This is a genomic window from Streptomyces sp. NPDC002057 (assembly GCF_040296665.1).
In the GTDB taxonomy this organism is placed as follows: Bacteria; Actinomycetota; Actinomycetes; order Streptomycetales; family Streptomycetaceae; genus Streptomyces.
The window spans coordinates 186,926-212,731 of record NZ_JBEOXR010000001.1 but is presented as its reverse complement, the minus strand read 5'-3'; the positions used below and the strand labels follow the sequence as shown (position 1 = coordinate 212,731).

The window sequence follows — 25,806 nt, the reverse complement described above, 5'->3', positions numbered from 1 at the left end:
CGGCTCACTCGCCCATTCCGTGGACCGCCGGGATCGTGCCGAGCCGGCCCGCCTGGAAGTCCTCGAAGGCCTGGCGCAGTTCGGCCTGGGTGTTCATGACGAACGGGCCGTAGTGGGCCATCGGCTCGCGGATCGGCCGGCCGCCGAGGAGGACGACCTCCAGGTCGGGGGTGTTCCCGTCCTGCTTCTCGTCGGCCCGGACGGTGAGCGCGCCGCCCTTGCCGAAGACGGCGGTCTGGCCCAGGTGCACGGGCCGCCGCTCCGCGCCGACGGTGCCGCGTCCGGCCATGACGTACGCGAGGCCGTTGAAGTCCTCGCGCCACGGCAGGCTGATCTCGGCGCCGGGCCGCAGGGTCGCGTGGATCATCGTGATGGGGGTGTGGGTGATGCCCGGCCCGTCGTGGCCGTCGAGCTCGCCCGCGATGACGCGGAGCAGCGCGCCGCCGTCGGGGGAGGTGAGCAGCTGGACCTGGCCGCCTCGGATGTCCTGGTAGCGGGGGGCCATCATCTTGTCGGCGGCGGGCAGGTTCACCCACAGCTGGAGGCCGTGGAAGAGGCCGCCGCTGACGACGAGGGACTCCGGCGGGGCCTCGATGTGGAGGAGGCCCGCGCCGGCCGTCATCCACTGGGTGTCGCCGTTGGTGATGGTGCCGCCGCCACCGTTGGAGTCCTGGTGGTCGAAGACCCCGTCGACGATGTAGGTGACGGTCTCGAAGCCTCGGTGGGGGTGCCAGGGCGTGCCCTTGGGCTCTCCGGGCGCGTACTCCACCTCACCCATCTGGTCCATCATGATGAACGGGTCGAGGTACTGGTAGTTGATCCCGGCGAACGCGCGGCGCACCGGGAAGCCCTCGCCCTCGAAGCCCTGGGGGGCCGTGGTCACGGCCAGGACGGGGCGGGAGACGGCGTCGGCGGGGGCGGCGACGCGCGGCAGGGTGAGCGGGTTCTCGACAGTCACAGCGGGCATGGTGGGCCTCCTTGTGCGACCACTTTAGTTGAACGATGAACTTTCTGCCACCCAGAACACGGAACGCCCGGGAGGAATTCCTCCCGGGCGCTCTCCCACACTCCTCCAGCCTGCGTCAGCCGTACATCCGCCGCATGGCGAAGTCGACCATCTGCTCCACGGCCTTCGCGTCGAAGACCATGCGGTGGTCGCCCTCCATGTCGAGGACGAAGCCGTAGCCGGTCGGCAGCAGGTCGATCACCTCGGCGCCGGTGATCACGAAGTACTTCGACTCCTTGCCCGCGTACCGCCGCAGCTCCTTGAGCGAGGTGAACATCGGGATGACCGGCTGCTGGGTGTTGTGCAGGGCCAGGAAACCGGGGTTGTCGCCGCGCGGGCAGTAGACCTTGGAGGTCGCGAAGATCTGCTGGAAGTCCTCGGGCGCGAGCGTGCCCGTCGTGAAGGCGCGTACGGCGTCGGCGAGGGAGGGCGGCGAGGGCTCGGGGTAGAGCGGGGGCTGCTGCCCGTAGCCGCCCTGCATCCCGGCCTGCATTCCCCCTTGCATACCGCCCTGCATGCCGCCCTGCTGCGGCGGGGCGTACTGCTGCTGCGCACCCGGATTCTGCTCGTAGCCGTACATGGGGCCAGCCTATCGATCCACCGGCACCGGCAGCACTGCCCACGGGCGGCCGAATCCCGGGCCCTTTCCCTGCGGCTCGTGTCACAGATGGCCCGATAGGGGTTGCCCTTATTACCCACGGGTAGCATCATCATGGAGAAGCGTGGGCTACTCACTGGTAGGACGAGTGCCGACACCTTCGCGTATCAGGACATCCGCCTCCCCGAGCCTTACGGAGCCGTCGCCATGGGGCACTACAAGTCGAATCTCCGCGACATCGAGTTCAACCTCTTCGAGGTGCTCGGCCGCGACAAGGTGTACGGCACCGGTCCGTTCGAGGAGATGGACGTCGAGACCGCCAAGAGCATCCTCGACGAGATCCGCCGCCTCGCCGAGAACGAGCTCGCGGAGTCCTTCGCCGACGCCGACCGCAACCCGCCGGTCTTCGACCCGGAGACCAACACCGCCCCGGTCCCTGCCACCTTCAAGAAGTCGTACAACGCCTTCATGGAGTCCGAGTACTGGCGCCTCGGCATCCCCGAGGGCATCGGCGGCACCGTCTCCCCGCGCTCCCTGATCTGGGCGTACGCGGAGCTGCTCCTCGGCTCGAACCCGGCCATCTGGATGTACTCCTCCGGCCCGGCGTTCGCCGGCATCCTCTACACCGAGGGCAACGAGGCGCAGAAGAAGGCCGCGCAGATCGCCGTCGAGCGCCGCTGGGGCTCCACGATGGTCCTGACCGAGCCCGACGCCGGTTCGGACGTCGGCGCCGGCCGCACCAAGGCCACGCAGCAGGAGGACGGCTCCTGGCACATCGAGGGCGTGAAGCGGTTCATCACGTCCGGTGAGCACGACATGGAGGAGAACATCCTCCACTACGTCCTCGCCCGCCCCGAGGGTGCCGGCCCCGGCACCAAGGGCCTCTCCCTCTTCCTCGTCCCGAAGTACGAGTTCGACTGGGAGACCGGCGAGCTGGGCGCCCGCAACGGCGTCTACGCCACCAACGTCGAGCACAAGATGGGCCTCAAGGCCTCCAACACGTGCGAGATGACCTTCGGCGACCAGCACCCCGCCAAGGGCTGGCTGATCGGCGACAAGCACGACGGCATCCGCCAGATGTTCCTCATCATCGAGTTCGCCCGCATGATGGTCGGCACGAAGGCGATCTCCACCCTCTCCACGGGCTACCTCAACGCCCTGGAGTACGCCAAGGAGCGCGTCCAGGGCACCGACCTGGCCAACTTCATGGACAAGGCCGCGCCCAAGGTCACCATCACGCACCACCCCGACGTCCGCCGCTCGCTGATGACGCAGAAGGCGTACGCGGAGGGCATGCGCACCCTCGTCCTCTACACGGCCTCCGTGCAGGACGAGATCGCGATCAAGGAGTCGGCCGGCGAGGACGCCAAGGCGCTGCACGGCCTGAACGACCTGCTGCTGCCGATCGTCAAGGGGTACGGCTCCGAGAAGGGCTACGAGCAGCTCGCGCAGTCGCTCCAGACCTTCGGCGGCTCGGGCTTCCTCCAGGAGTACCCGATCGAGCAGTACATCCGCGACGCCAAGATCGACACCCTCTACGAGGGCACCACGGCCATCCAGGGCCAGGACTTCTTCTTCCGCAAGATCGTCCGTGACCAGGGCGCCGCCCTGAACACGCTCTCCGAGGAGATCAAGAAGTTCCTCGCGGTCGGCACCGGCGGCGAGGAGCTGGCCGGCGCCCGCGACGCGCTCGCCAAGGCCGCCGTCGACCTCGAAGGCATCGTCGGCACGATGATCACCGACCTCACCGCCACCGGCGAGGACGTCAAGAACATCTACAAGGTCGGCCTCAACACCACCCGCCTGCTGCTCGCCTCCGGCGACGTCGTCGTCGGCTACCTGCTTCTCAAGGGCGCGGCCGTCGCCGCCGAGAAGCTGGCCGAGGGCGCGGGGGCCAAGTCCGCCAAGGAAGCGGCCTTCTACCAGGGCAAGATCGCGGCCGCGAAGTTCTTCGCCGCCAACATCCTGCCGAACGTCAGCGCCGAGCGCGCCCTCGCCGAGGCCGTCGACGGCTCGCTCATGGACCTGGACGAGGCCGCGTTCTAAGAAACGCCTCTCGCCCATGCAAGGAACGGCCCGTCCCCGGGGAGGGGGGCGGGCCGTTCTGTACTTTTCCGGGCTCGGTTCGCCTCCGGGGCGCTGGAGTCGGGCTCACGGTCCCGACCGTGCTCGCCTCCTTCGTTCCTCAGGAGGCTCCGCGCGCTCGGGACCGTTCCCCCGACGCGCCCCTTCGGCTCACTCGCCGGTCCTGGTGGGCGCAGGCCCCGCCCCCGGCTCGGGGCGCCCGTTCCTTTTGCGGGGCCCCGTATTCGTATTCCGGTCCCTGCGTAAGGTGGAACCCATGAGCAGCGCAGCTTCCCGTCCCACCGCCGGCCCCTTCGACCGCGGACACACCGACGACCTCATGGCCTTCCTGACGGCCTCGCCCTCGCCGTACCACGCGGTCGCGAGCGCCGCCTCACGCCTTGAGAAGGCCGGGTTCCGCCGGGTCGAGGAGACCGCGGCCTGGGACGGGACGAGCGGCGGGAAGTACGTGATCCGCGGCGGCGCGATCATCGCCTGGTACGTGCCGGAGGGCGCCGCCGCCCACACCCCGTACCGCATCGTCGGCGCCCACACCGACTCCCCCAACCTGCGCGTGAAGCCGCAGCCCGACATGGGCGCGCACGGCTGGCGGCAGGTCGCCGTGGAGGTCTACGGCGGCACCCTCCTCAACACCTGGCTCGACCGCGACCTCGGCCTCGCCGGGCGCCTCACCCTCCGCGACGGCAGCCACCGCCTCGTCAACGTGGACCGGCCGCTGCTGCGCGTCCCGCAGCTCGCCATCCACCTCGACCGGGGGGCCAACGACGGCCTGAAGCTGGAGCGCCAGCGCCACATGCAGCCCGTCTGGGGCATCGGCAAGGTCCACGAGGGCGACCTGATCTCCTTCGTCGCCGCCGAGGCCGGGGTCGACGCCGAGGACGTGACCGGCTGGGACCTGATGGTCCACGCCGTCGAGGCTCCCGCCTACCTGGGCCGGGACCGCGAGCTGCTGGCCGGCCCGCGCATGGACAACCTGCTCTCCGTCCACGCCGCCGTCGCCGCGCTCGCCTCCCTCGCGGGCCGCGACGACCTCCCGTACATCCCGGTCCTCGCCGCCTTCGACCACGAGGAGAACGGCTCCGAGGCCGACACCGGAGCCCAGGGCCCCCTCCTCGGCAACGTCCTGGAGCGCTCGGTCTACGCGCGCGGCGGTTCCTACGAGGACCGGGCGCGGGCCTTCGCCGGCACCGTCTGCCTCTCCTCCGACACCGGCCATGCCGTCCACCCGAACTACGCGGAGCGCCACGACCCGACGCACCACCCGCGCGTCAACGGCGGCCCGATCCTCAAGGTGAACGTCAACCAGCGGTACGCCACCGACGGCAGCGGCCGCGCGGTCTTCGCCGCCGCCTGCGAGAAGGCGGGGGTGCCCTGGCAGTCGTTCGTCTCCAACAACGACATGCCCTGCGGCACGACGATCGGCCCGATCACCGCCGCCCGCCACGGCATCAGCACCGTCGACATCGGCGTCGCGATCCTCTCCATGCACAGCGCCCGCGAGCTGTGCGGCGCGGAGGACCCGTACCTCCTCGCCAACGCGCTGGTCGCCTTCCTGGAGGGCTGAGCCGGGGCGGTCGCCGACCGCGAAACATCGGCGAAAGCCCCCGGTCGGCAGGCTCGTCCCCATGCACCGTCATGAGGGCCCCTCCCGGGGGAAGTTCGCCGCAGGTCTCACCGTCGCCGTCGTGCTCGCCACGGCGGCGGCGGGCGTTCTGATCGGCGCGTACGACGAACGGCCCCCGTGGGGCACGGACATCGCGTACGAGGGGGGCTTCGTCCAGGCCTCCCGCATCCGCGGGTACGACGTGGACGGCTCGCGCACCAAGGCGCTGCTCGCCGGGGAGTGCGCGCTCATGGAGCGGCAGGGGCTGGGCGGCGACCGGGCCGTCCACGACCCGGCGGCGTGGGTGGCCGGGTGCCTGGACGGGGCCGCGGGGCGCCCGTCCAGGAACCAGGGGATCGTCCGCTAGGCGGTCTCGTCCATGCCCGCGAGGATCAGCGGCAGGCGGGCCGTTCCGGCTTCCGTGATCTTCACCGGTACGCCCCAGTCCTGCTGGTGGACGTGGCAGGCCGGGTACTCGTTGGCCGGGTCGTCGTCGCAGGACGCGGCCATCGCCGAGACGTGCAGGACGCCCTCGGTGAGCTCCGGGTTCAGGTCGAGCTCACGGAAGAGGTCGGTGCCCGTGCCCTCGCCGCCGAGCAGCAGCTCGGGCGGGGTGGAGGAGACCAGGAGCCGGGTCGAGGGGCCGTACCGGTCGTCCAGCTTCTGACCGGTCGGCGCCCGGAACACCACGTCGAGCCGGAGGCGCCCGGGGGCGACCTCGGTGGCCTCGCGCCGGGTGCGGTGGGCGACCGCCTCGACCTGGACGGCCTCCTCGGGGAGGCGCAGCCGGGTCAGCCGGTGCCGGGCGGACTCGACGACCACGATGTCGCCGTCGACGAGGACCGCGTCGCTGGGCTCGCGCAGGTCGGTGGCGAGGGTGCTGACCTCGCCGGTGGCGGGGTCGTAGCGGCGCAGGGCGTGGTTGTAGGTGTCGCTGACGGCGACCGAGCCGTCGGGCAGGGCGGTGACGCCCAGCGGGTGCTGGAGCAGGGCCTGGGCGGCGGCGCCGTCGCGGTGCCCGAAGTCGAAGAGGCCGGTGCCGACGGCGGTGTGCACGGTGTACCCCTCGCCGTCCCGCTCGATCCAGCGCAGGGCGCTGGTCTCGGAGTCGGCGATCCACAGCCGGTCCTCGGTGGCGGCGAGCCCGGACGGCTGCGCGAACCAGGCCTCGGCGACGGGGCCGTCGACGAGCCCCTCGTTGGTGGTGCCGGCCGCGACCTCGACGGTCCGCGTGGCCGGGTCGTACGTCCACAGCTGGTGGACGCCGGCCATGGCGATCCACACCTTGCCCTGCCACCAGGCGACGTCCCACGGCGAGGACAGGTCGACCTCCAGGGCGGGCCCGGAGGTGGCGGACCCCTGCCACCACTGCTTGCCGGTGCCGGCGATCCGCTCGATGCCGCCGGTCTCCGGGTCGAGGACGCGCAGGGTGTGGTTCACGGTGTCGGCGACGACGACCGTGCCGTCGGGCAGCCGGGCGAGGCCCTGCGGCTCGCGGAAGACGCCTTCGCCGATGCGCCGGACGACGGTCTCGCCGTCGGCGGCGAGCTCGACGAGCTGGTGCCGGGTGGTGTCGGAGACCAGGAGGTTCCCGGAGGGCAGCAGGATCGCCTTGCCGGGGAAGCGCAGGTCGGTGGCGGCGGGCTCGGGCGCCACGTACGGCCCGTCGCCGCGCCGCAGCGTCCCCTTGGCCTCGTGCTCGGCCTCCAGCTCCTCGACGAGGGTCCGGATCGCGTTGGCGTGCCCCTCACCGGCGTGCTGGGCGACGATGTACCCCTCGGGATCGATGACCACGAGCGTCGGCCACGCGCGCACGGCGTACTGCTTCCAGGTCGCGAGCTCCGGGTCGTCCAGCACGGGGTGGTGGACCTCGTACCGCTCGACGGCGTCGACGACGGCCTGGTGCTCGGCCTCGTGCACGAACTTCGGCGAGTGCACCCCGACGATGACGAGCGTGTCCCGGTGCTTCTCCTCCAGGTCACGCAGCTCGTCGAGCACGTGCAGGCAGTTCACACAGCAGAAGGTCCAGAAATCGAGCAGAACGATCTTTCCTCGCAGGTCGGCGAGGGTGAGGTCGTCTCCTCCCGTGTTCAGCCAGCCGCCCTTGCCGATCAGCTCGGGGGCGCGGACACGGGCGCGGCGGGTGGGGGTCGCGGGCGCGGCATCGTTCATGTTTCAAGGGTGCCATCCCGGCCGGACCACGATCGGGACGGGCCCCGCTCCTTCACCCGCCCCGACAGGTGAGAAGCGCTCCCGGCGGGGCAGGCATACCGGTGTGAAATATCTCGTACGGGACAAGATCTTCGCGATCGGTGACGACTACTGGATCGAGGACGAGCAGGGGCGGCATGCCTTCCTCGTCGACGGCAAGGCCATGCGGCTGCGCGACACGCTGGAGCTGAAGGACCCCGACGGGCAGGTGTTGATCACCCTGCGCCAGAAGATGTTCAGCCTGCGGGACGCCATGACGATCGAGCGGGACGAGCGGGCGCTCGCGACCGTCCGCCGCAAGCGTCTGTCGCTGCTGCGCAACCACTACCGGGTGACGCTCGTCGAGGGGACGGAGCTGGACGTCAGCGGCCGGGTCCTGGACCGGGAGTTCACCGTGGAGTACGAGGGCGAGCTCCTGGCCCACATCTCCCGCCAGTGGTTCCACGTGCGGGAGACGTACGCGGTGAACGTGGTCCGCGAGGACGCCGACGCCGCGCTGCTCGTGGCCGTGGCGGTGTGCGTGATCCGGATGGCCGAGCGGGAGAGGGAGGACTGACCCGGGACGGCGGGGCGGTGCCTAGGCCGCCTTGTGGAGCGCCTGCTCCAGGTCCTCCCACAGGTCCTCGACGTGCTCGATGCCGACCGAGATCCTGACCGTGCCGGGGCCGATCCCGGCCGCCGCGAGGGCCGCCTCGTCGAGCTGGTGGTGGGAGGTGGAGGCCGGGTGCATCACCAGGGTCTTCACGTCGCCGAGGGAGACGCTGAGGGAGGCGAGCCGTACCGCCTCGACGAAGGCACGGCCCGCGTCCCGGCCGCCCGCGAGGTCGACGGAGACCACCCCGCCGCCGCCCCGGGGCAGCAGCCGCGCGGCGATCTCCCGGTCCGGGTGGCTCGCCAGGGCCGGGTGGCGCACGGCCGCGACCGCCGGGTGCGCGGCGAGCCGGGCCGCCAGGTCGGCGGCGCTCGCGCACTGGCGCTCCACGCGCAGGGAGAGGGTCTGCATGCCGCGCAGGGTGAGCCACGCGGCGAACGGGTCGGTGGAGGCGCCCTGTTCGACGGAGTGGCGGCGGACCCTGCGGAACAGCTCGTCGTCCTTGAAGACGGCGGCGCCCCCCAGCACGTCCGCGTGCCCGGCCAGGTACTTGGTGGCGGAGTGGACGACGATGTCGGCGCCGTGCTCCAGCGGCCGGCACAGCAGCGGGGAGGCGAAGGTGTTGTCGACGGCGACCGGGACCCCGGCCTCGGCGGCGACGGCGGCGAGCGCGGGCAGGTCGGAGACGCGGGTGGTCGGGTTGGCGATGGTCTCCAGGTAGAGGAGCCGGGTCTCGGGGCGCAGGGCGGCCCGCACCTCGTCCGGGTCGGTGCCGGAGACGTACGTGACGTCGACGCCCCAGCGGTCGGCGAGGTCGGTGAGGACCGCGTACGTGCCGCCGTACAGGCAGGTCTGGGCGATGACGTGGTCGCCGCTGCCGAGGAGGCCGAGGAGGACGGCGTTCACGGCGCCCATGCCGGAGGCGAAGGAGAGGCCGGCGGCGCCGCCTTCGAGGCGGGCGACGGCGTCCTCCAGGGTGCGGACGGTGGGGTTGCCGAGGCGGGCGTAGAGGAAGGCGTCCCCGGTGGTGAAGGCGGTGGCGAGGGCGTCGGCGGAGTCGAAGGCGAAGACGTGGCCCTGGTGGAGCGGGACGCCGAGGGGCCTGCTGCCCGTGACCTCGACCTGTGGCGGGTGGACGGCGAGGGTCTCGGGACGGGGGGAGTGCGCGGCGGAGGGCGTGTGGCTCATGGGTTCAGTCTGTGGACGGACCGTTTGCCTTCCCAGGTCCAATCCCGGCAGATTGGTTCGGCGATGAAGCCAATCGAGCAGCTGCTGGACACCCACGAAGCCCCCGAGGCGCTGGACGGCCTCGTCTCCCGGCTCGGCCGCTGGTCGGCCGGGCGCGGGCCGCTGTACCTGCTGCTCGCGGCCCGGCTGCGCCGGCTGGTCGACGAGGGGGCGCTGCCGCCGGGCACGCTCCTGCCGCCGGACCGGCGGCTGGCGAAGGCCCTGGCCGTGGGCCGTACGACGGTGGTCGCCGCCTATGACGCCCTGCGCCAGGAGGGGCGGCTGGTACGGCGGCAGGGCAGCGGGACCAGGGTCGCCCCGGCCGCGCTCGCACCGGAGGCGCCCCGGGTGACGGAGACGTCGAACCCGCTCTTCCTGCACCTCCTGGAGGCGCCGGACGACGTGATCCTGCTGAGCTGCGCGGCCCCGACGCAGCCGCCGCCCGAGCTGACGGAGGCGTACCGGACGCTCGTCCTGCCGGTCGGGGACCTGGGCTACCACCCGGCCGGCCTCGGGGCGCTGCGGGAGGCGGTGGCGGAGCGGTACACGGCGCGGGGGGTGCCGACCGGGCCGGGGCAGATCCTGGTCACCACCGGCGCGCAGCAGGGGCTTTCGCTGCTCACCCGGCTGTTCCTCGCGCCGGGGGACGGGGTGCTGGTGGAGGCGCCGACGTATCCGGGGGCGCTCGACCTCTTCCGGGAGGCGGCGGCGGTTCCGCTGCCGGTGGCGGTGGGCCCGGACGGGCTCGACGTGGCGGAGGCGGTGCGGGTGATGGAGCGTCATCGCCCGGCCCTCGCCTATGTGGTGGCGCGGTTCCAGAACCCGACGGGGACGGTGCTGCCGCCGCTCGCGGGACGCCGGCTGGTCGAGGCGGCGAACGCGCTGGGCGTCCCGCTCGTCGACGACGAGGTGCTCGCGGACCTGGGGTTCGGCGTCGACGGGCGGGGCGGCGGGCTCGCCTCGTACGGCGACGTGATCGCGGTCGGCTCGCTCAGCAAGGTCGTGTGGGGCGGTCTGCGCATCGGCTGGGTGCGGGGCCCCGCGCCCCTCGTCGCCCGGCTCGCCCGGCTGAAGGCCCTGCACGACCTGGGGTGCGACGTGCCGTCCCAGCTGGTCGCGGCCCGGCTGCTCGGCGACTTCGCGCCCGTCCTGGCCGCCCGTCTGCGGACCGTCCGCGCGGGCCACGACCATCTGCGCGCCGAACTCGCCCGGCTGCTGCCCTCCTGGTCGTGCGCGCCGACGACCGGCGGGCAGACCGTCTGGGTGCGGCTCCCCCACGGCGACGGCGTCTCCTTCGCGCAGCTCGCCCTCCGTCACGGGGTGGCCGTCCTCCCGGGCTCGACGACCGACGCCCTCGGCGGCAGCGTCCGTCACCTCCGGCTCCATTTCCTCGCGCCGCCCGAGGTGCTGACGGAGGCGGTCCGCCGGCTGGCCGCGGCCTGGGCGGAGTACGTGCCGGGCCCGGCGGACGGCCCGGGGGCCCTCCATGCCATCGTCGTCTGACGCGACGACACGTCGGAGCCGGCCGGACGCGCCGGCCGGGGACCCAGGGGGCGCCATGCACACCACCGTCACACCGTTCTCGCTGCACCCGTGGCAGGAGGGGAAGAAGTACGAGCGGCGGGCGGGCTGGCGCGGCGCCTCGGCCGAGTTCGGCGAGATCACGGTGGAGGCGCCGCTGCGCCAGACGGTGCCGGAGGTGGTGGTGTCGGAGCTGCGGGGCGGTGCGGTGCCGCCGGTCTCGTACGAGGCGCGGGGCATCCACACGGACACGATCCGGCTGCCGACGCTGAACCGGGCGACCCTCCGCGTCGGCGACGCCCTGGTCTCCATGAACCGCAACCGCTTCGGCGCCACCGCCGGACAGCGCGGACTCCACCTGCGGTACGGCGGCGACCGGTACCGGCTCCGGGCCCTGGACCGGCGCTCCTGGGTGCTCGCCCGGGAGGCGGACGCCGAGGACCCGGGGGTCAGCGTCACGGTGCGCGGGACCGGGCGCGGGAAGCGGCGGCGGCTGGACGTCGGGGTGGCGGGCCGGGCGGGCGGGGCCGACCTGGCCCTGGCGCTGATCTTCGCGGGGGTGGACCGCGCGGCACTCACCCGGGGCGGGGCGGTGCGCGCGGGCCTGTCCCGGGTCACGCGGCTGTGGGCGGAGGCCAACTCCTGACCCGGTGGGGGTCGGCCTCAGCGCCGCCGGCGCGCCGGGGGCGCGATGCCGAGGACCCGGTCCTTCAGGGCCGGGAACTGTTCGCGGGTCGTGGTGACCTTCTCCGGGTCGAGGACGGCCCGGAGGATCTCCTCGTCCGGGCCCGCCTCGGCGAGGGTCTCGCCCCAGGGGTCGACGACGATCGAGTGGCCGGCCTGTTCGACGCCCGCGTGGGTGCCCGCCGTACCGCAGGCGAGGACGTACGCCTGGTTCTCGACGGCGCGGGCCCGGGCGAGCAGGCTCCAGTGGGCGCGCCGGCGGGCGGGCCAGCCGGCCGGGACGACGAAGGCCTGGGCGCCCGCGTCGACGAGGCCGCGGAAGAGTTCGGGGAAGCGCAGGTCGTAGCAGGTGCCGACGCCGACGGTGAGGTGCGGCAGGTCGACGGTGACGAGGTCCTCCCCGGCGGCCATCATCACCGCCTCGCCCTTGTCGAAGCCGAAGCGGTGGATCTTGCGGTAGGAGGCGGCGAGTTCGCCGTCGGGGGAGAGGACGAGCGAGGTGTTGTAGAGGGCACCGCCCTCGGCCTCGACGAAGGAGCCGGCGTGCAGCCACACCCCGGCGTCGCGGGCGGCGGCGGCCATCGCCTGGTGGGTGGGCCCGTTCAGGGGCTCCGACTCGGCGGCGAAGAGGTCGGACGCGAAGGCGCCGACGGTCCACAGTTCGGGCAGGACGACGAGGTCGGCGCGGCCGGATTCCTCCCGGACGAGGCGCGCCGCTCGGGCGCGACGGGCGTCGACCGGTTCGTCCGGGTCTACCGCGATCTGGATCAGCGAGGCGCGCACACTACCACCGTCCTGGCATTCGAGCCGTCAACACCGGCCTACGATCGTCACACGAAAGCACTGCCGGGGTGCCTTCGGGCAGCGTAACTTAGCGTCCGAGCCTCCCACCCAGTCGTGTTTGCAGCCCGCGCACCGAAGAACCGCCGAGGGGTCCCGTGACCGTCCATCCCAGCCTGCAGAACTACGCCGACGCCTGGACCCACTCCATCGAGGCGATAGCCGAGCTGGTGCAGCCCCTCGTGGAGGGCGAGTGGAACCGGCCGACACCGTGCCCCGGCTGGTCGGTTCGGGACATCGTCTCCCATGTGATCGGCATGGAGACGGAGATGCTCGGCGACCCGCGGCCGATCCACTCCCTGCCGCGCGATCTCTACCACGTACGCAGCGACTTCGCGCGTTACATGGAGGTCCAGGTCGATGTGCGGCGGCACCACACGGCGCCGGAGATGACCTCGGAGCTGGAGTACATCCTGATCCGCCGGGCGCGGCAGCTCCGTAACGAGACCCGCTCCCCCGACCGCCTGATCCGCGCTCCCCTCGGCGCCGAGCAGTCCCTGGAACTCGCCTACCGGATGCGCGCCTTCGACGTCTGGGTGCACGAGCAGGACCTGCGGGCGGCGCTCGGCGTGCCGGGAAACCTGGACGCGGCGGGCGCGCACGTGACGCGGGACGTGCTGCTCGAAGCGCTGCCGAAGGTGGTCGCGAAGGACGCGGGGGCACCGGCCTCCTCGGCGGTCGTCGTGGACGTCAGCGGCCCGGTGGAGTTCCTGCGGACGGTGCGGGTCGACGCGGAGGGCCGGGGCTCGATAGACGGCGCGCCCTCGCTCGGCCCGGCGGTGACGCTGGCGACGGACTGGGAGACCTTCGTGCGCCTGGCCTGTGGCCGGGTCCGGCCGGCCGAGGTGGCCGACCGGGTCAAGACGGAGGGCGACGAGGAGCTGGCGCGGGCGATCCTCGACAACTTCGCGGTGACGCCCCGCTGAGGTCTCGCGGTCGGGTGTCGGGTTCTCACACGGGGACGTGTACGGCCTCCACGCGGCTGGCGACCAGCCGTTCCCGTTCCCTGCGGTGGGTGCGGGCCTTGAGGCGCAGGATCTGGACGATCCCGACGGCCTCCAGGACGAACACGGAGGAGAACGCGATCCGGTAGTTGTCGCCGGTCGCGTCGAGCAGCACGCCGACGGCGAACAGCGTCGTCATCGAGGCGACGAAGCCTCCCATGTTGACGATGCCGGAGGCGGTGCCCTGGCGCTCCGGCGGGTTGGCCGGGCGGGCGAAGTCGAAGCCGATCATCGAGGCCGGTCCGCAGGCGCCGAGGACCAGGCAGAGGGTGACGAGCAGCCACATCGGCGCGTGGTCACCGGGGTACGCGAGGGTGGTCGCCCACAGCAGCGCGGTCGCGGCGACCGTCCCGAGGGCGAGCGGGGCGCGCGCCGTGTGGTGGCGGGCGATGATCTGCCCGTAGGCGAGGCCGACCATCATGTTCGAGAGGACGACCAGGGTGAGCAGGCTCCCCGCGGTCGACCGGGACAGGCCCTGCGCCTCGACGAGGTACGGAAGACCCCACAGGAGCAGGAAGACCATCGCGGGGAACTGGGTGGTGAAGTGCACCCACATGCCGAGCCGGGTGCCGGGTTCCCGCCAGGACTCGGCGATCTGACGGCGTACGAACGCGGCGCCCGCGTGGGTGGCCGGCTGGGGCTCGTACCCCTCGGGGTGGTCCTTGAGGAAGAGCAGCAGCAGGACGAGGACGACGACGCCCGCGAGGGAGCTGCCGACGAAGGTGGTCGTCCAGCCGAGCCCGTGCAGGGCGCGGGCGATGAAGACGGTGGAGACGAGGTTGCCGGCCATGCCGAAGAGGGCGGCGACCTGGCCGATGAGCGGGCCGCGGCGGGCGGGGAACCAGCGGCTGCCGAGTCGCAGGACGCTGATGAAGGTCATGGCGTCGCCGCAACCCAGGAGGGCGCGGGAGGCGAGCGCGGTGCCGTACGAGGGGGAGAGCGCGAAGCCCAGCTGGCCGAGGGTGAACAGGACGACGCCGAGGACGAGCACCTTCTTGGTGCCGAGCCGGTCGACCATGAGCCCGACGGGTATCTGCATGCCGGCGTAGACGAGCAGCTGGAGTATGGAGAAGGTGGAGAGCGCGGAGGCGTTGACGTCGAAGCGTTCGGCGGCGTCGAGTCCGGCGACGCCGAGGGACGTGCGGAAGATGACGGCGACGAAGTAGACGGCGACGCCGACGCCCCAGACGAGTGCGGCGCGGCGGCCGCCGGGCGGGTCTCCGGGGAGGGTGACGGCGGAGCCGTATCCGTTGCGGCCGCTCACCGGTCCTCACCCCGGACCAGGACCTTGACCCAGCTGAGGTGCTGGCGCACGCAGAGCGCGGCGCCCTCGGTGTCGCCGGCTCTTATGCGGTCGAGGATCTCGGCGTGCTCGGTGATGTTCTTGGCGACGCGGTCGGGCTGGGACTGCATCACGGCGACGCCCATCCGCAGCTGCCGGTCGCGGAGCTGGTCGTAGAGGCGGGAGAGGATCTGGTTGCCGGCGTGCTGCACGATCTCGGCGTGGAAGCACCGGTCGGTGACGGCGACCTCCGCCAGGTCTCCGGCCGCGGCCCGGCGCTTCTGCTCCTCCAGGAGCTCTTCGAGCCGCTCGATGAGGGAGGCGGGGGCGGGCACGGCCCGGCGGACGGCGAACTCCTCGACGAGCAGCCGGGTTTCGACGACGTCGGCGATCTCCTGCGCGGAGACGGCGAGGACGAGGGCGCCCTTCTTCGGGTAGAGCTTGAGCAGCCCTTCCATCTCCAGCTTGAGCAGCGCCTCGCGGACGGGGGTCCGCGACACCCCCACGGCCAGGGCGAGCTCCCCCTCGGTGAGGAGGGTGCCCCCTTCGTAACGGCGGTCGAGCACCGCCTGCTTGACGTGCATGTAGACGCGGTCGGCGGCAGGGGGAGCGGAAGGCATGCGTACAGCTTAGATACAACAAAGGTGCAAGGGCAGCCCCGTCCACGATGTGGGAGGAGACGGGGGCCGGATCGGGCGGGGGCCGGGTCGGACGGGTGCCGGATCAGACAGGGGCCGGATCGAGCGGGGCCGGGTCAGACAGGGGCCGGATCGGGCGGGGGCGGTCGCGGCGATCTCGCGGAGGCGCTCACCCGAGGAGGCGCGCAGAGAAACACCCGGCCGGGAGGGTGCCCTCCCCGGCCGGGTGTTTCACGTGAAACGTGGCGACTCGGGCGTTACGCCCAGGTGATGAGCCGCTTCGGCTGCTCCAGGACCGCGGCGATGTCCGCCAGGAACTTGGAGCCGAGCTCGCCGTCGACCAGACGGTGGTCGAAGGAGAGGGCCAGCGTCGTGACCTGGCGGGCCTTCACCTTGCCCTTGTGGACCCACGGCTGGAGCTTGATCGCACCGACCGCGAGGATCGCGGACTCGCCGGGATTCAGGATGGGCGTACCGGTGTCGACGCCGAAGACGCCGACGTTGGTGATGGTGAAGGTGCCGCCCTGCATCGCCGCCGGGGTCGTCTTCCCCTCGCGGGCGGTCGAGACCAGCTCGCTCAGCGACGCCGAGAGCTCGGGCAGGGTCTGCGCGTGCGCGTCCTTGATGTTCGGCACGAGCAGGCCGCGCGGGGTGGCCGCGGCGATGCCCAGGTTCACGTAGTGCTTGAGGACGATCTCCTGTGCCGCCTCGTCCCAGGCCGCGTTGATCTCCGGGTTGCGCTTGACCGCGACCAGGACGGCCTTGGCGATGAGGAGCAGCGGGTTGACCCGCAGGCCCGCCATGTCCTTGTCGGACTTGAGCTCCTCGACCAGCTTCATCGTGCGCGTGATGTCGAAGGTCACGAACTCGGTGACGTGCGGGGCGGTGAAGGCCGAACCGACCATCGCCGCCGCCGTGGCCTTCCGTACGCCCTTGACGGGCACACGGGTCTCCCGGGCGTCGGACGACACGAGGGCCTGCGCGACGGGCGCGGGCGCCGCGACCGGGGCCGGGGCGGGAGCCGCCACGGGCGCCGGGGTCTCGACGGCCGGAGCGGGCGCCGGAGCGGCCGCCGCGTGGACGTCCTCCCGGGTGATGATGCCGTCCGGGCCGGTCGGGGTGACCGTGGTGAGGTCGACGCCGAGGTCCTTGGCGAGCTTCCGGACCGGCGGCTTGGCCAGCGGCCGGGCACCGGCCGGGGCGTGCCCGTTGAGCTGCTCCGGTACGGAGGCGAGGACCGGGGCGGCCGGAACAGCCGCCGGGGCGGTGCCCGCCGGGGCCTTGCGCGGGCGGCGCTTGGTGGAGGTCGCGGCCACGCCGTACCCGACGAGAACCGGCGTACGGCCCTTGAGCTCGTCGTCCTCGTCCGCCGGGGCAGCCGGAGCCGCCACGACCGGAGCGGCCACGGCCGGGGCCGCCTGGGCCGCCGGGGCCTCGGCCTCGGCGCCGCCGACGTTCACCGAGATGATGACCTGGCCGACGTCGACCGTCGTCCCCTCGGGGAAGAGCAGCTCGTGGACCGTGCCGTCGAAGGGGCTCGGCAGCTCGACGGCCGCCTTGGCCGTCTCGACCTCGCAGACGACCTGCCCGTCGGTGACGGTGTCACCGGGCTGGACGTACCACTTGAGGATCTCGGCCTCGGTCAGGCCCTCGCCCACGTCGGGCATCTTGAATTCGCGGATCGTCACGGTGCTCTCCTCAGTACGCCAGCGAGCGGTCGACGGCGTCGAGCACGCGGTCGAGACCCGGCAGGTACTCCTCCTCCAGGCGCGCCGGCGGGTACGGCGCGTGGTAGCCGCCGACCCGCAGGACGGGGGCCTCCAGGTGGTAGAAGCAGCGCTCCGTGATCCGGGCGGCGATCTCCGCGCCGGAGCCGTAGAACACCGGGGCCTCGTGGACGACGACGAGGCGGCGGGTCTTCTCGACCGACCGCTGGATGGCGTCGAAGTCGATCGGGGACATCGAGCGGAGGTCCAGGACCTCGATCGACCTGCCCTCCTCCTCGGCGGCCGCGGCGGCCTCCAGGCAGACCTTCACCATCGGGCCGTAGGCGGCCAGCGTGAGGGCGGTGCCCTCGCGCGCCACCCGGGCCTTGTGGAGCTCGCCGGGGATGGCCTCGGTGTCGACCTCGCCCTTGTCCCAGTAGCGGCGCTTGGGCTCGAAGAAGATGACCGGGTCGTCGCTCTGGATGGCCTGCTGGAGCATCCAGTAGGCGTCCGAGGAGTTGGACGGCGAGACGACCTTGAGGCCCGGGACGTGCGCGAAGAGCGCCTCGGGGGACTCGGAGTGGTGCTCGACCGCGCCGATGCCGCCGCCGTACGGGATGCGGATGACGACGGGCATCTTGACCTTGCCGAGCGCACGGGCGTGCATCTTGGCGAGCTGCGTGACGATCTGGTCGTACGCGGGGAAGACGAAACCGTCGAACTGGATCTCGACGACCGGCCGGTAGCCGCGCAGGGCGAGACCGATCGCGGTGCCGACGATGCCGGACTCGGCGAGCGGGGTGTCGATCACCCGGTCCTCGCCGAAGTCCTTCTGCAGACCGTCGGTGACGCGGAAGACGCCGCCGAGCTTGCCGACGTCCTCACCCATGATGAGGACCTTGGGGTCGGTCTCCAGCGCCTTGCGGAGCGACTCGTTGAGCGCCTTGGCGAGGGGAAGCTTCTGTGCAGCCATGGTTACTTGACCTCGCCATCCGCGAAGGACGCCTGGTAGGCGGCGAACTGCGCGCGCTCCTCGTCGACGAGCGCGTGACCGTCCGCGTAGACGTTCTCGAAGATCGCCATGTCGTCCGGGTCGGGCATGTTGCGCACGCCCTCACGGACGCGCTTGCCGAGCGCCTCGCTCTCCACCTCCAGCTCCTCGAAGAAGGCGGCGTCGGCGTGGCCCTCGCGCTCCAGGTACGCCTTGAGGCGCAGGATCGGGTCCTTGGCCTCCCAGGCCTCCCGCTCCTCGTCCCGGCGGTACTTCGTCGGGTCGTCGGAGGTGGTGTGGGCACCCATGCGGTAGGTGAAGGCCTCCACGAGGGTCGGGCCCTCGCCGCGACGGGCGCGCTCCAGGGCGGAGCGGGTCACCGCGAGGCAGGCCAGGACGTCGTTGCCGTCGACCCGGACACCGGGGAAGCCGAAGCCTCGGGCGCGCTGGTAGAGCGGGACGCGGGTCTGCCGCTCGGTGGGCTCGGAGATCGCCCACTGGTTGTTCTGGCAGAAGAACACGACGGGGGCGTTGTAGACCGCGGAGAACGTGAACGCCTCGTTCACGTCGCCCTGGCTGGACGCTCCGTCACCGAAGTACGCGATCACGGCGGAATCCGCGCCGTCCTTGGCGATACCCATCGCATAACCCGTGGCGTGCAGGGTCTGGGAGCCGATGACGATCGTGTACAGGTGGAAATTGTTGCTGTTGGGATCCCAGCCACCGTGGTTCACACCGCGGAACATTCCCAGCAGATTCGTCGGGTCCACACCGCGGACCCACGCGACACCGTGTTCGCGATAGGTGGGAAAGACGTAGTCGTCGTCCCGCAGGGCCCTGCCGGAACCGATCTGGGCCGCCTCCTGGCCGAGCAGCGAGGCCCACAGGCCCAGCTCTCCCTGGCGCTGCAGCGAGGTGGCCTCGGCGTCGAAGCGACGGGTGAGGACCATGTCGCGGTAGAGACCGCGCAGCTCCTCGGCGCTCAGGTCGATGTCGTAATCGGGGTGCTGGACGCGCTCTCCCTCGGGCGTCAGCAGCTGGACGAGCTCGGGCTCCGTCGCTCCCGCCTCGGCGCGCGTGCTCGTCTTCTTGGTGGTGCTGGTGCTCGCGCTTGCGGTGCGCTTGGTGCCGCTGCTGCGTCGCGTCGTCTTGCGCGCTGCAGTGCTCTCCACGGTCACGTGCGTGCTCCTCCGTCGGTCCGGCCCCCGGGTTCGCCGGGCAAGGCCAGTGCGGCTCTCCGCCTTATCCGTACCCTTCGCACGGGGTGGGTGCGACGCGGCCGGGGTCGGGCGTGACAGGTGCCCCGGCGAGCGCCCTGTCATAGGCACGTTACCCACAGCGTGGCATTCCCGCGAAACCCCACTTGACCTGCGATTTTGCTTGGATTTCCAAGTAAATCGAGAAAAGTGGGAACAGCGGCTGGTCAGCGCGTCGGGCAACGGCCGTGAGGGCCGCCGGAACATGCGGCACGTTATCCCGCGCACCCCGGGCGCGGGAAGAGCCAATATGTGAGACTGGCTGCGTGCGCGAAGAAGGAAAAATCCGGGTATTTCTGCTGGACGACCACGAAGTCGTCCGGCGCGGCGTCCACGAGCTGCTCTCCGTGGAGGACGACATCGAGGTGGTCGGAGAGGCCGGCACGGCGGCGGACGCGCTGGTCAGGATCCCTGCGACCCGTCCCGACGTCGCGGTGCTCGACGTCCGGCTGCCGGACGGCAGCGGGGTCGAGGTCTGCCGCGAGATCCGTTCGCAGGACGAGGACATCAAATGTCTGATGCTGACCTCGTACGCGGATGACGAGGCGCTCTTCGACGCGATCATGGCCGGGGCCTCGGGGTACGTCCTCAAGGCCATCAGGGGCAACGAACTGCTGAACGCGGTGCGGGACGTGGCGGCCGGCAAGTCGCTCCTCGACCCGGTGGCGACGGCCCGTGTCCTGGAGCGGCTGCGCGACGGCAACAACCCGAAGAGGGACGACAAGCTCGCGAACCTGACGGAGCAGGAGCGCAAGATCCTGGACCTGATCGGCGAGGGCCTGACCAACCGGGTCATCGGCGAGCGGCTCCACCTCGCGGAGAAAACCATCAAGAACTACGTCTCCAGCCTGCTGTCGAAGCTGGGCATGGAGCGGCGCTCGCAGGCCGCGGCGTACGTGGCACGCCTCCAGGCGGAACGCCACTGACGCCACCCGGAAGCCGCGGCCCGTGCCTCACCCGTACGGGCCCGAGCGCGGCCGACGGCACCGTTTCGGGACCTACGTCCCCGCGAAACCGGGGCAGGGGCCCCTTTTCCGACAGGGTGCCGGTGGCGGAGAGTGGAAGCCATGTCCACCGAGGAGATCCGCGCCATCGAGTTGCTCGGCCGCGTGTCGTACGGCCGCGTGGCGACGAGCATGCGAGCGATGCCGTTCGTGGCCCCCGCCCGCCACATCGTGTCCGACAACCGCGTCCTGCTCCGGCTGCACCGGGGGCTCGGCTACCACCGCGCCTGCAACGGCAGCGTCGTCGCCTACGGCGCGGACAACTTCAACTCCGGCTCCGAGCACCTCTGGTCGGTGCAGTTCACCGGCACCGCCGAGATCGTCGAGCCCACCGACGAGGAGCTCGCGGCCTTCGGCACCGAGCCGGAGCTGGTGGACGGCGAGCCCTTCAGCCCGGTCTACATGCGGATCGAACCGCAGTTCGTGACGGTGCACGCACTCGACTACGCGAGCGAGACCCCGGCGACCCGGACCGCCCCCCACTCCGTCCGGCGACACCTCCACCACGTAGCGTGATCTAACATCTGGCGGGTGCCGCGCTCATCTGAAACGCTCACCCCGCCGGACGCCCCGCCCGGCGTCCTCCGAGGTGCTGCCGCCCGGCCCGCCCCGGCCGCCCGGACCTCCGCCGCCCGGCCCGCGCCTCCCGCCCGGACCCTCGGAGCCCGGCCCGTGGCCCCCGCCCGCCCCGTCGGCGCGCCCCCCGTCGGCGCCCTGCTGCGCCGCCACCGGCACGCCGGCGAGCCGCTCTCCTGCGTGCCCGTCACCGAGGGGCTGCTCAACCGCGGCTTCCGCCTCTCCACCACCCGTGGCACCTACTTCCTCAAGCAGCACCTGGACGCCCCCACCGCCGACCGCGCCACCATCGCCCGCCAGCACCGCGCCACCCAGCGGCTGCACGCCCTCGGGCTGCCCGTCGCCCCGCCGCTGCCCGACGCCAGGGGCCGCACGGTCGTCGTCGTCGGCGGCCACTGCTACGCCCTGCACCCCTGGATCGACGGCCGCCACCGCGACGGCACCCAGCTCTCCACCGGCTGCTCCCGACGCCTCGGCACCCTCCTCGGGCAGGTCCACACCGCCCTGGACCGGGTGATGGAGCCCTCGGGACCGGACGGCACCCCGGGAACCGCCGACGACGGCGTCTGCGCGAGCGCCGACCTCCTGGACACCTTCCGGGCCATCGACGAGCTGATCCGCCTCGCCCGCGCGCACCGCCCCCGCGACAGCTTCGACGCGCTCGCCGAGCACCGGCTCAGGGAGCGGCGCCGGCTGCTCGCCCAGCACGCGCACCACCGGCCGCCGCCCGCCGAGGCGGCGGGGTGGGTGCACGGCGACTTCCACCCGCTGAACCTGCTCTACCGGGGCGCGGAGCCCGCCGCGATCGTCGACTGGGACCGGCTCGGGCTCCGCCCGAGGGCCGAGGAGGCGGTCAGGGCGGCCGCGATCTTCTTCGTACGGCCGGAGGGTGAGCTCGCCCTGGAGAAGGTGCGGGCCTACGCGCGCGCGTACCGGCGGGCGACGGGCGCCGACCGCGCCGAGCTGGCGGCGGCGGCGCACCGGGTGTGGTGGGAGCGGCTCAACGACTTCTGGACCCTTCGCTGGCGCTACCAGCTGCACGACCGAAGGGCCGACCCGCAGTTCCCCGCGGTGTCGGCCCTGGCGGTCTGGTGGACGCGTGAGTACGAGGCGGTACGCGACGCGTTCGCGGGCTGAGGCCCGGGGCGACCCGGTCGGCCGGGATCGGACCCGGCCGGGCCAGCCACGGGGTCAGCCCGTCTCGACCACGAGGTCGGCCCGGTCCGGCCGCGGGGTCAGCCCGTCTCGGCGTCGTTGCCCGTCGGAGGGGTGTCCGGGTCGCCGTTGTTGCCCCCGGTGGGGGCCGTGGGCGGCGCGGTCGTCGTGCCCGTGGGCTCCGTCGGCGGGTCCGTCGGCTCCGTCGGCTCGGTGGCCGGATCGGTGGGCGGCTCGGTCGTCCTCGTCGGCTCGCCCGTGGGGTCCGCCGACGTCGGCGGGTCGGTCGGCGGCAGGGTCGTGGGCGGGGGCGTCCACGGTGCCTGGGTGGAGCCGCCGTCCGAGGTGCCCGGGTCCTGCGTGGGCTCTTCGGAGGGCTCCTCCGACGGTGTGGGCTCCTCGGAGACCGTGGACGGCGAGTTGCTGACGGTCGGCGTCGTGCCGCCCGTGTTCCCGTCGTTCTGACCCGCCTTGTCGAGGGCGAAGACGACGCCCGCGACGACCGCGATCACGGCGAGCGCGGCGAACAGCCACACCTTGCCGCGGCGGCCGTTCCCGTCCTGTCCGCCGTACGAGCCGCCCTGGCCGTAGCCGCCGCTGCCGCCCGCGCCGCCGTACCCGCCGACACCGCCGTCGTCCGGGTTCCGCGGGGGAAGGATCGGGCCCTGCGCCGTCTCCCCGTGCATGGGGTGGCCCATCGCGGTCGTCGCGGCCATGCCGCCGACCGGGGTGTGCCCGCCCTCGTGCATCTCGACCGGCCCGGTGTTCCACGTGCCGGTGTGGCCGCCCTGCTGGTGGAGCATCTGGAGGCCGTACTGGATGAGACCGCGCATCTCCTCGGCGCTCTGGAACCGGTCGTCCGGGTCCTTCGCGAGGGAGCGCATCACCAGGCCGTCGAGCTCGGGCGGCACGGACTGCGTGACGTCGGACGGCGGGATCGGCGCGTCCTGGACGTGCTGGTACACGACGGACAGCGGGGTCTCGCCGGTGAAGGGGGGCCGCAGCGCGAGGAGTTCGTAGAGGAGGCAGCCCGTCGCGTACAGGTCGGAGCGGTGGTCGACGGCCTTGCCGAGCGCCTGCTCGGGGGAGAGGTACTGCGGGGTGCCCATGACCATGCCGGTCTGGGTCATCGTCGACTGCGCGCCGTGCAGGGCACGGGCGATGCCGAAGTCCATGACCTTGACGGCGCCGCCGTGGGTGATGATCACGTTCGCCGGCTTGATGTCGCGGTGCACGATGCCGTGCTGGTGCGAGTAGGCCAGCGCCTCCAGGACCCCGGAGACGATGATGAGCGCCTGCTCGGGCCCGGGCGCCTCGGCGCTGAGCAGCAGGTCGCGGATGGTGCGGCCCTCGACGATCTCCATCACGATGTACGGCACGGGCCGGCCGGCCACCAGGTCCTCGCCGGAGTCGTACACGGCGACGATCGCGTGGTGGTTCAGCCCGGCGACGGACTGTGCCTCGCGGGTGAACCGGGCCTTGGAGACCGGGTCCTCGGCGAGGTCGGCGCGCAGCAGCTTGACGGCCACGGTGCGGCCGAGGCGCACGTCCTCCGCGGCGAAGACCTCTGCCATGCCGCCGCGGCCCAGACGGTGCGTCAGGCGGTACCGTCCGTCGCCGACGACTCCGCCGACGCCCCAGGACTCCGCCGACGAGTCGGGCACACCGCCACCTGATCCGGATTCGGGTGCCATCAGTCCTCGCCGTCGTCTGTCGTGCCGTGTCCAGTCGTCACGCTACAGGCTCCGTACGACATCACGGTCCGAGATGGACCGGCCATCCAACCCCTTCCACGTACACCTGTGCAAATTCGATGGGATTCATCCATCACTTCGTGAACGCCGCGGGGGAGCTTCCTGTGCGGAGGGTCACGGAACGGGCACCCGGCTTGACGTGTCACTGCCCTCGGGCAGACTTGGCCAGGAAAATCCGGATCAACGCTGCCACGCGCGCGCAATGGGGGAAGCACAGATGAGCCAGGACGGCGCACAGGGCCGCTATGCGGGCGGTTCGGTCGCGGGCGGCCGGTACCAGCTGCGCGACCTTCTCGGCGAGGGCGGCATGGCGTCGGTGTACCTGGCCTACGACAGCGCGCTCGACCGGCAGGTCGCCATCAAGACGCTGCACACCGAGCTCGGCCGTGAGCAGTCCTTCCGCGAGCGGTTCCGCCGTGAGGCGCAGGCGGTCGCGAAGCTGTCGCACACCAACATCGTCTCGGTCTTCGACACCGGCGAGGACACCCTCGACGGCTCCGTCATGCCGTACATCGTCATGGAGTACGTGGAGGGGCAGCCGCTCGGCTCGGTCCTCGCCGCCGACATCCAGCAGTACGGCGCGATGCCGGCCGACAAGGCGCTGAGGGTCACGTCCGACGTGCTCGCCGCCCTCGAGGTCAGCCACGAGATGGGCCTGGTCCACCGCGACATCAAGCCCGGCAACGTGATGACGACCAAGCGCGGCGTGGTCAAGGTCATGGACTTCGGCATCGCGCGGGCCATGCAGTCCGGGGTCACGTCGATGACGCAGACCGGCATGGTCGTCGGCACCCCGCAGTACCTCTCCCCCGAGCAGGCCCTCGGGCGCCCGGTGGACGCCCGCTCCGACCTCTACTCGGTCGGCATCATGCTCTTCCAGCTTCTGACGGGCCGGCTGCCCTTCGACGCGGACTCCCCGCTGGCCATCGCGTACGCGCACGTGCAGGAGGAGCCGGTCGCCCCGTCCTCCGTCAACCGTTCGCTGACGCCGGCGATGGACGCGCTCGTCGCCCGCGCGCTGCGAAAGAACCCGAACGAGCGGTTCCCGAGCGCGGCGGCGATGCGCGACGAGTGCCTGCGGGTGCTCTCCGCCGGCCAGACCGGCGCCCCGGTGATCGTCCAGGGCGGTCCGGTCAGCAGCGGCGCGGGCGTCGGCTCCGCGGTCTTCCCGCCCGTCGGCCAGACCCCGCCGCCCGGCCCGCACGGCGTGCACCAGCCCTACCAGCCGCCGACCCCGCAGCCGGGGCCGTACGGCCACGCGACCCCCGCGCCCGCCCCGTCCTACGGCTACCCGCAGCAGGCGCCGACGCCCGCGCCGATGGCGTACCAGCACCCGACCCCCGCCCCGGTGTCGTACCAGGCGCCGACCCCCGCGCCGTACGCCCAGACGCACACGCCCGCTCCGACCCGCGGCGGTTCGCGGCGGAACACGCCGCTGATCGCGGGCGCCGTCGTCGCCGCGCTGCTCGCGATCGGCGGCCTGATCCTGGTGCTCAACCGCGAGGACGACCCGGGTACCGAGGCGAACGGCACCGGCGGCACGGACACGCAGCAGAGCCAGACGGCGGCGCCCGGCCACAAGGGTCCCGACCTGACCAAGACCATCGACCCGAAGAAGTGCAGCGAGCCGAAGGAGTCGAGCGACGACCCCGAGAAGTTCGAGGTACCCAACTTCACCTACAAGAACATCCAGTCGGTGAAGGCGTGCGTGCAGGCCGCCGGCTGGAAGATCAAGACCCAGACCCCGGTCGACGAGGCCACGTACGGCGAGGGCACGGTGCTGGAGCAGTACCCGCCGGCCGGTGAGGACATCACCGACAAGGACGCCGACTTCACCCTCAAGATCTCGACGGGCAACCCGCCGCAGTAGGGACGAGCGCCCCGGCGCGGTGGAGGTGGGCGGGCCGGCTCAGTCGATGCCGGCGACCTGCCGCAGCAGATACGGGCCGGGCCGGCACGCACCGGGGGCGAGGCGGGTCGGCGCACGGGTACGGACGCGTGCTGACGCCTCCTTACATCCCGTACGCCTGACGCCGCCGCCCCGGATGCCGGAATTGTCCTGCCATGTGACGC

Annotated in this window: 22 protein-coding genes; 11 read left to right on the top strand and 11 right to left on the bottom strand. The window is 72.3% G+C overall.

The features are described from left to right. Nucleotides 1-4: 4 nt before the first annotated feature. Entirely contained in the window at nt 5-967 is a 963-nt protein-coding gene (locus ABT129_RS00975; RefSeq protein ID WP_351894925.1) for a pirin family protein, read from the bottom strand. Nucleotides 968-1,082: 115 nt separating this feature from the next. Then, nucleotides 1,083-1,586 (bottom strand): SseB family protein, encoded by a 504-nt coding sequence (locus ABT129_RS00970; protein ID WP_351894923.1) that lies wholly within the window; start codon nt 1,584-1,586, stop codon nt 1,083-1,085. Between the two features lie 225 nt (nt 1,587-1,811). Between ABT129_RS00970 and ABT129_RS00965 the strand changes: the two genes are divergently transcribed. From ABT129_RS00965 to ABT129_RS00955, 3 genes are all read left to right on the top strand, one after another. Beyond that, nucleotides 1,812-3,650 (top strand): acyl-CoA dehydrogenase, encoded by a 1,839-nt coding sequence (locus ABT129_RS00965; RefSeq protein ID WP_351894920.1) that lies wholly within the window; start codon nt 1,812-1,814, stop codon nt 3,648-3,650. 295 nt (nt 3,651-3,945) lie between these two features. Next, the gene (locus tag ABT129_RS00960; RefSeq protein WP_351894918.1) at nt 3,946-5,253 is read left to right on the top strand and encodes a M18 family aminopeptidase; all 1,308 of its coding nucleotides are present in this window, start codon (nt 3,946-3,948) and stop codon (nt 5,251-5,253) included. 61 nt (nt 5,254-5,314) lie between these two features. Beyond that, nucleotides 5,315-5,659, top strand: coding sequence for a hypothetical protein (locus ABT129_RS00955; protein WP_351894917.1), 345 nt, complete (start codon nt 5,315-5,317; stop codon nt 5,657-5,659). Here ABT129_RS00955 and ABT129_RS00950 read toward each other — a convergent pair. Beyond that, on the bottom strand, nt 5,656-7,464 hold the full coding sequence (locus ABT129_RS00950; protein ID WP_351894914.1) for an NHL domain-containing thioredoxin family protein: 1,809 nt from the start codon (nt 7,462-7,464) through the stop codon (nt 5,656-5,658). The two genes, ABT129_RS00955 and ABT129_RS00950, sit on opposite strands and share 4 nt — an antisense overlap. Nucleotides 7,465-7,567: 103 nt before the next feature. Between ABT129_RS00950 and ABT129_RS00945 the strand changes: the two genes are divergently transcribed. After that, nucleotides 7,568-8,059, top strand: a complete 492-nt coding sequence (locus tag ABT129_RS00945) for an LURP-one-related/scramblase family protein (protein ID WP_351894912.1) — start codon at nt 7,568-7,570, stop codon at nt 8,057-8,059. Nucleotides 8,060-8,080: 21 nt separating this feature from the next. On the opposite strand, the gene ABT129_RS00940 is transcribed toward ABT129_RS00945, so the two are convergent. After that, entirely contained in the window at nt 8,081-9,283 is a 1,203-nt protein-coding gene (locus tag ABT129_RS00940; protein WP_351894910.1) for a trans-sulfuration enzyme family protein, read from the bottom strand. 63 nt (nt 9,284-9,346) lie between these two features. Between ABT129_RS00940 and ABT129_RS00935 the strand changes: the two genes are divergently transcribed. Both ABT129_RS00935 and ABT129_RS00930 read left to right on the top strand, forming a co-directional pair. Then, nucleotides 9,347-10,825 (top strand): aminotransferase-like domain-containing protein, encoded by a 1,479-nt coding sequence (locus ABT129_RS00935; RefSeq protein WP_351894908.1) that lies wholly within the window; start codon nt 9,347-9,349, stop codon nt 10,823-10,825. Between the two features lie 55 nt (nt 10,826-10,880). Continuing rightward, a complete protein-coding gene (locus ABT129_RS00930; protein WP_351894906.1) occupies nt 10,881-11,489 on the top strand; it encodes a hypothetical protein in 609 nt (202 codons plus the stop codon). Nucleotides 11,490-11,506: 17 nt separating this feature from the next. Here ABT129_RS00930 and ABT129_RS00925 read toward each other — a convergent pair whose 3' ends face one another. Beyond that, a complete protein-coding gene (locus ABT129_RS00925) occupies nt 11,507-12,310 on the bottom strand; it encodes a carbon-nitrogen family hydrolase (protein ID WP_351894904.1) in 804 nt (267 codons plus the stop codon). A 155-nt stretch (nt 12,311-12,465) separates the two neighbouring features. Between ABT129_RS00925 and ABT129_RS00920 the strand changes: the two genes are divergently transcribed. Further along, the gene (locus ABT129_RS00920) at nt 12,466-13,293 is read left to right on the top strand and encodes a maleylpyruvate isomerase family mycothiol-dependent enzyme (RefSeq protein WP_351894901.1); all 828 of its coding nucleotides are present in this window, start codon (nt 12,466-12,468) and stop codon (nt 13,291-13,293) included. 25 nt (nt 13,294-13,318) lie between these two features. Here the strand turns inward: ABT129_RS00920 and ABT129_RS00915 are convergent, their stop codons facing one another. From ABT129_RS00915 to pdhA, 5 genes are all read right to left on the bottom strand, one after another. Further along, nucleotides 13,319-14,635: an MFS transporter gene (locus tag ABT129_RS00915; RefSeq protein ID WP_351894900.1), complete on the bottom strand. Its 1,317-nt coding sequence runs from the start codon at nt 14,633-14,635 to the stop codon at nt 13,319-13,321. Beyond that, nucleotides 14,632-15,273 (bottom strand): GntR family transcriptional regulator, encoded by a 642-nt coding sequence (locus tag ABT129_RS00910; RefSeq protein WP_351894898.1) that lies wholly within the window; start codon nt 15,271-15,273, stop codon nt 14,632-14,634. The genes ABT129_RS00915 and ABT129_RS00910 overlap by 4 nt, the downstream gene beginning before the upstream one ends. Nucleotides 15,274-15,548: 275 nt before the next feature. Beyond that, entirely contained in the window at nt 15,549-16,958 is a 1,410-nt protein-coding gene (locus ABT129_RS00905; RefSeq protein ID WP_351895281.1) for a dihydrolipoamide acetyltransferase family protein, read from the bottom strand. A gap of 31 nt (nt 16,959-16,989) precedes the next feature. Continuing rightward, nucleotides 16,990-17,970: an alpha-ketoacid dehydrogenase subunit beta gene (locus ABT129_RS00900; RefSeq protein WP_351894895.1), complete on the bottom strand. Its 981-nt coding sequence runs from the start codon at nt 17,968-17,970 to the stop codon at nt 16,990-16,992. Between the two features lie 2 nt (nt 17,971-17,972). After that, nucleotides 17,973-19,166 carry a pyruvate dehydrogenase (acetyl-transferring) E1 component subunit alpha gene (pdhA, locus tag ABT129_RS00895; protein WP_351894893.1) on the bottom strand — a complete coding sequence of 398 codons (1,194 nt, stop codon included), beginning with the start codon at nt 19,164-19,166 and terminating at the stop codon, nt 17,973-17,975. A gap of 344 nt (nt 19,167-19,510) precedes the next feature. Between pdhA and ABT129_RS00890 the strand changes: the two genes are divergently transcribed. The 3 genes from ABT129_RS00890 (at nt 19,511) to ABT129_RS00880 (ending at nt 21,961) form a co-directional block, all read left to right on the top strand. Further along, nucleotides 19,511-20,170 (top strand): response regulator, encoded by a 660-nt coding sequence (locus ABT129_RS00890; RefSeq protein WP_351894891.1) that lies wholly within the window; start codon nt 19,511-19,513, stop codon nt 20,168-20,170. A 141-nt stretch (nt 20,171-20,311) separates the two neighbouring features. Then, nucleotides 20,312-20,764 carry a pyridoxamine 5'-phosphate oxidase family protein gene (locus ABT129_RS00885; RefSeq protein ID WP_351894888.1) on the top strand — a complete coding sequence of 151 codons (453 nt, stop codon included), beginning with the start codon at nt 20,312-20,314 and terminating at the stop codon, nt 20,762-20,764. Between the two features lie 156 nt (nt 20,765-20,920). Next, the gene (locus ABT129_RS00880; RefSeq protein WP_351895279.1) at nt 20,921-21,961 is read left to right on the top strand and encodes a phosphotransferase; all 1,041 of its coding nucleotides are present in this window, start codon (nt 20,921-20,923) and stop codon (nt 21,959-21,961) included. Nucleotides 21,962-22,059: 98 nt separating this feature from the next. Here the strand turns inward: ABT129_RS00880 and ABT129_RS00875 are convergent, their stop codons facing one another. Next, the gene (locus ABT129_RS00875; RefSeq protein WP_351894886.1) at nt 22,060-23,673 is read right to left on the bottom strand and encodes a protein kinase domain-containing protein; all 1,614 of its coding nucleotides are present in this window, start codon (nt 23,671-23,673) and stop codon (nt 22,060-22,062) included. Nucleotides 23,674-23,950: 277 nt separating this feature from the next. Here ABT129_RS00875 and ABT129_RS00870 point away from each other — a divergent pair, with 277 nt between their 5' ends. Further along, nucleotides 23,951-25,603: a protein kinase domain-containing protein gene (locus ABT129_RS00870; RefSeq protein ID WP_351894884.1), complete on the top strand. Its 1,653-nt coding sequence runs from the start codon at nt 23,951-23,953 to the stop codon at nt 25,601-25,603. Nucleotides 25,604-25,806 lie beyond the last annotated feature (203 nt).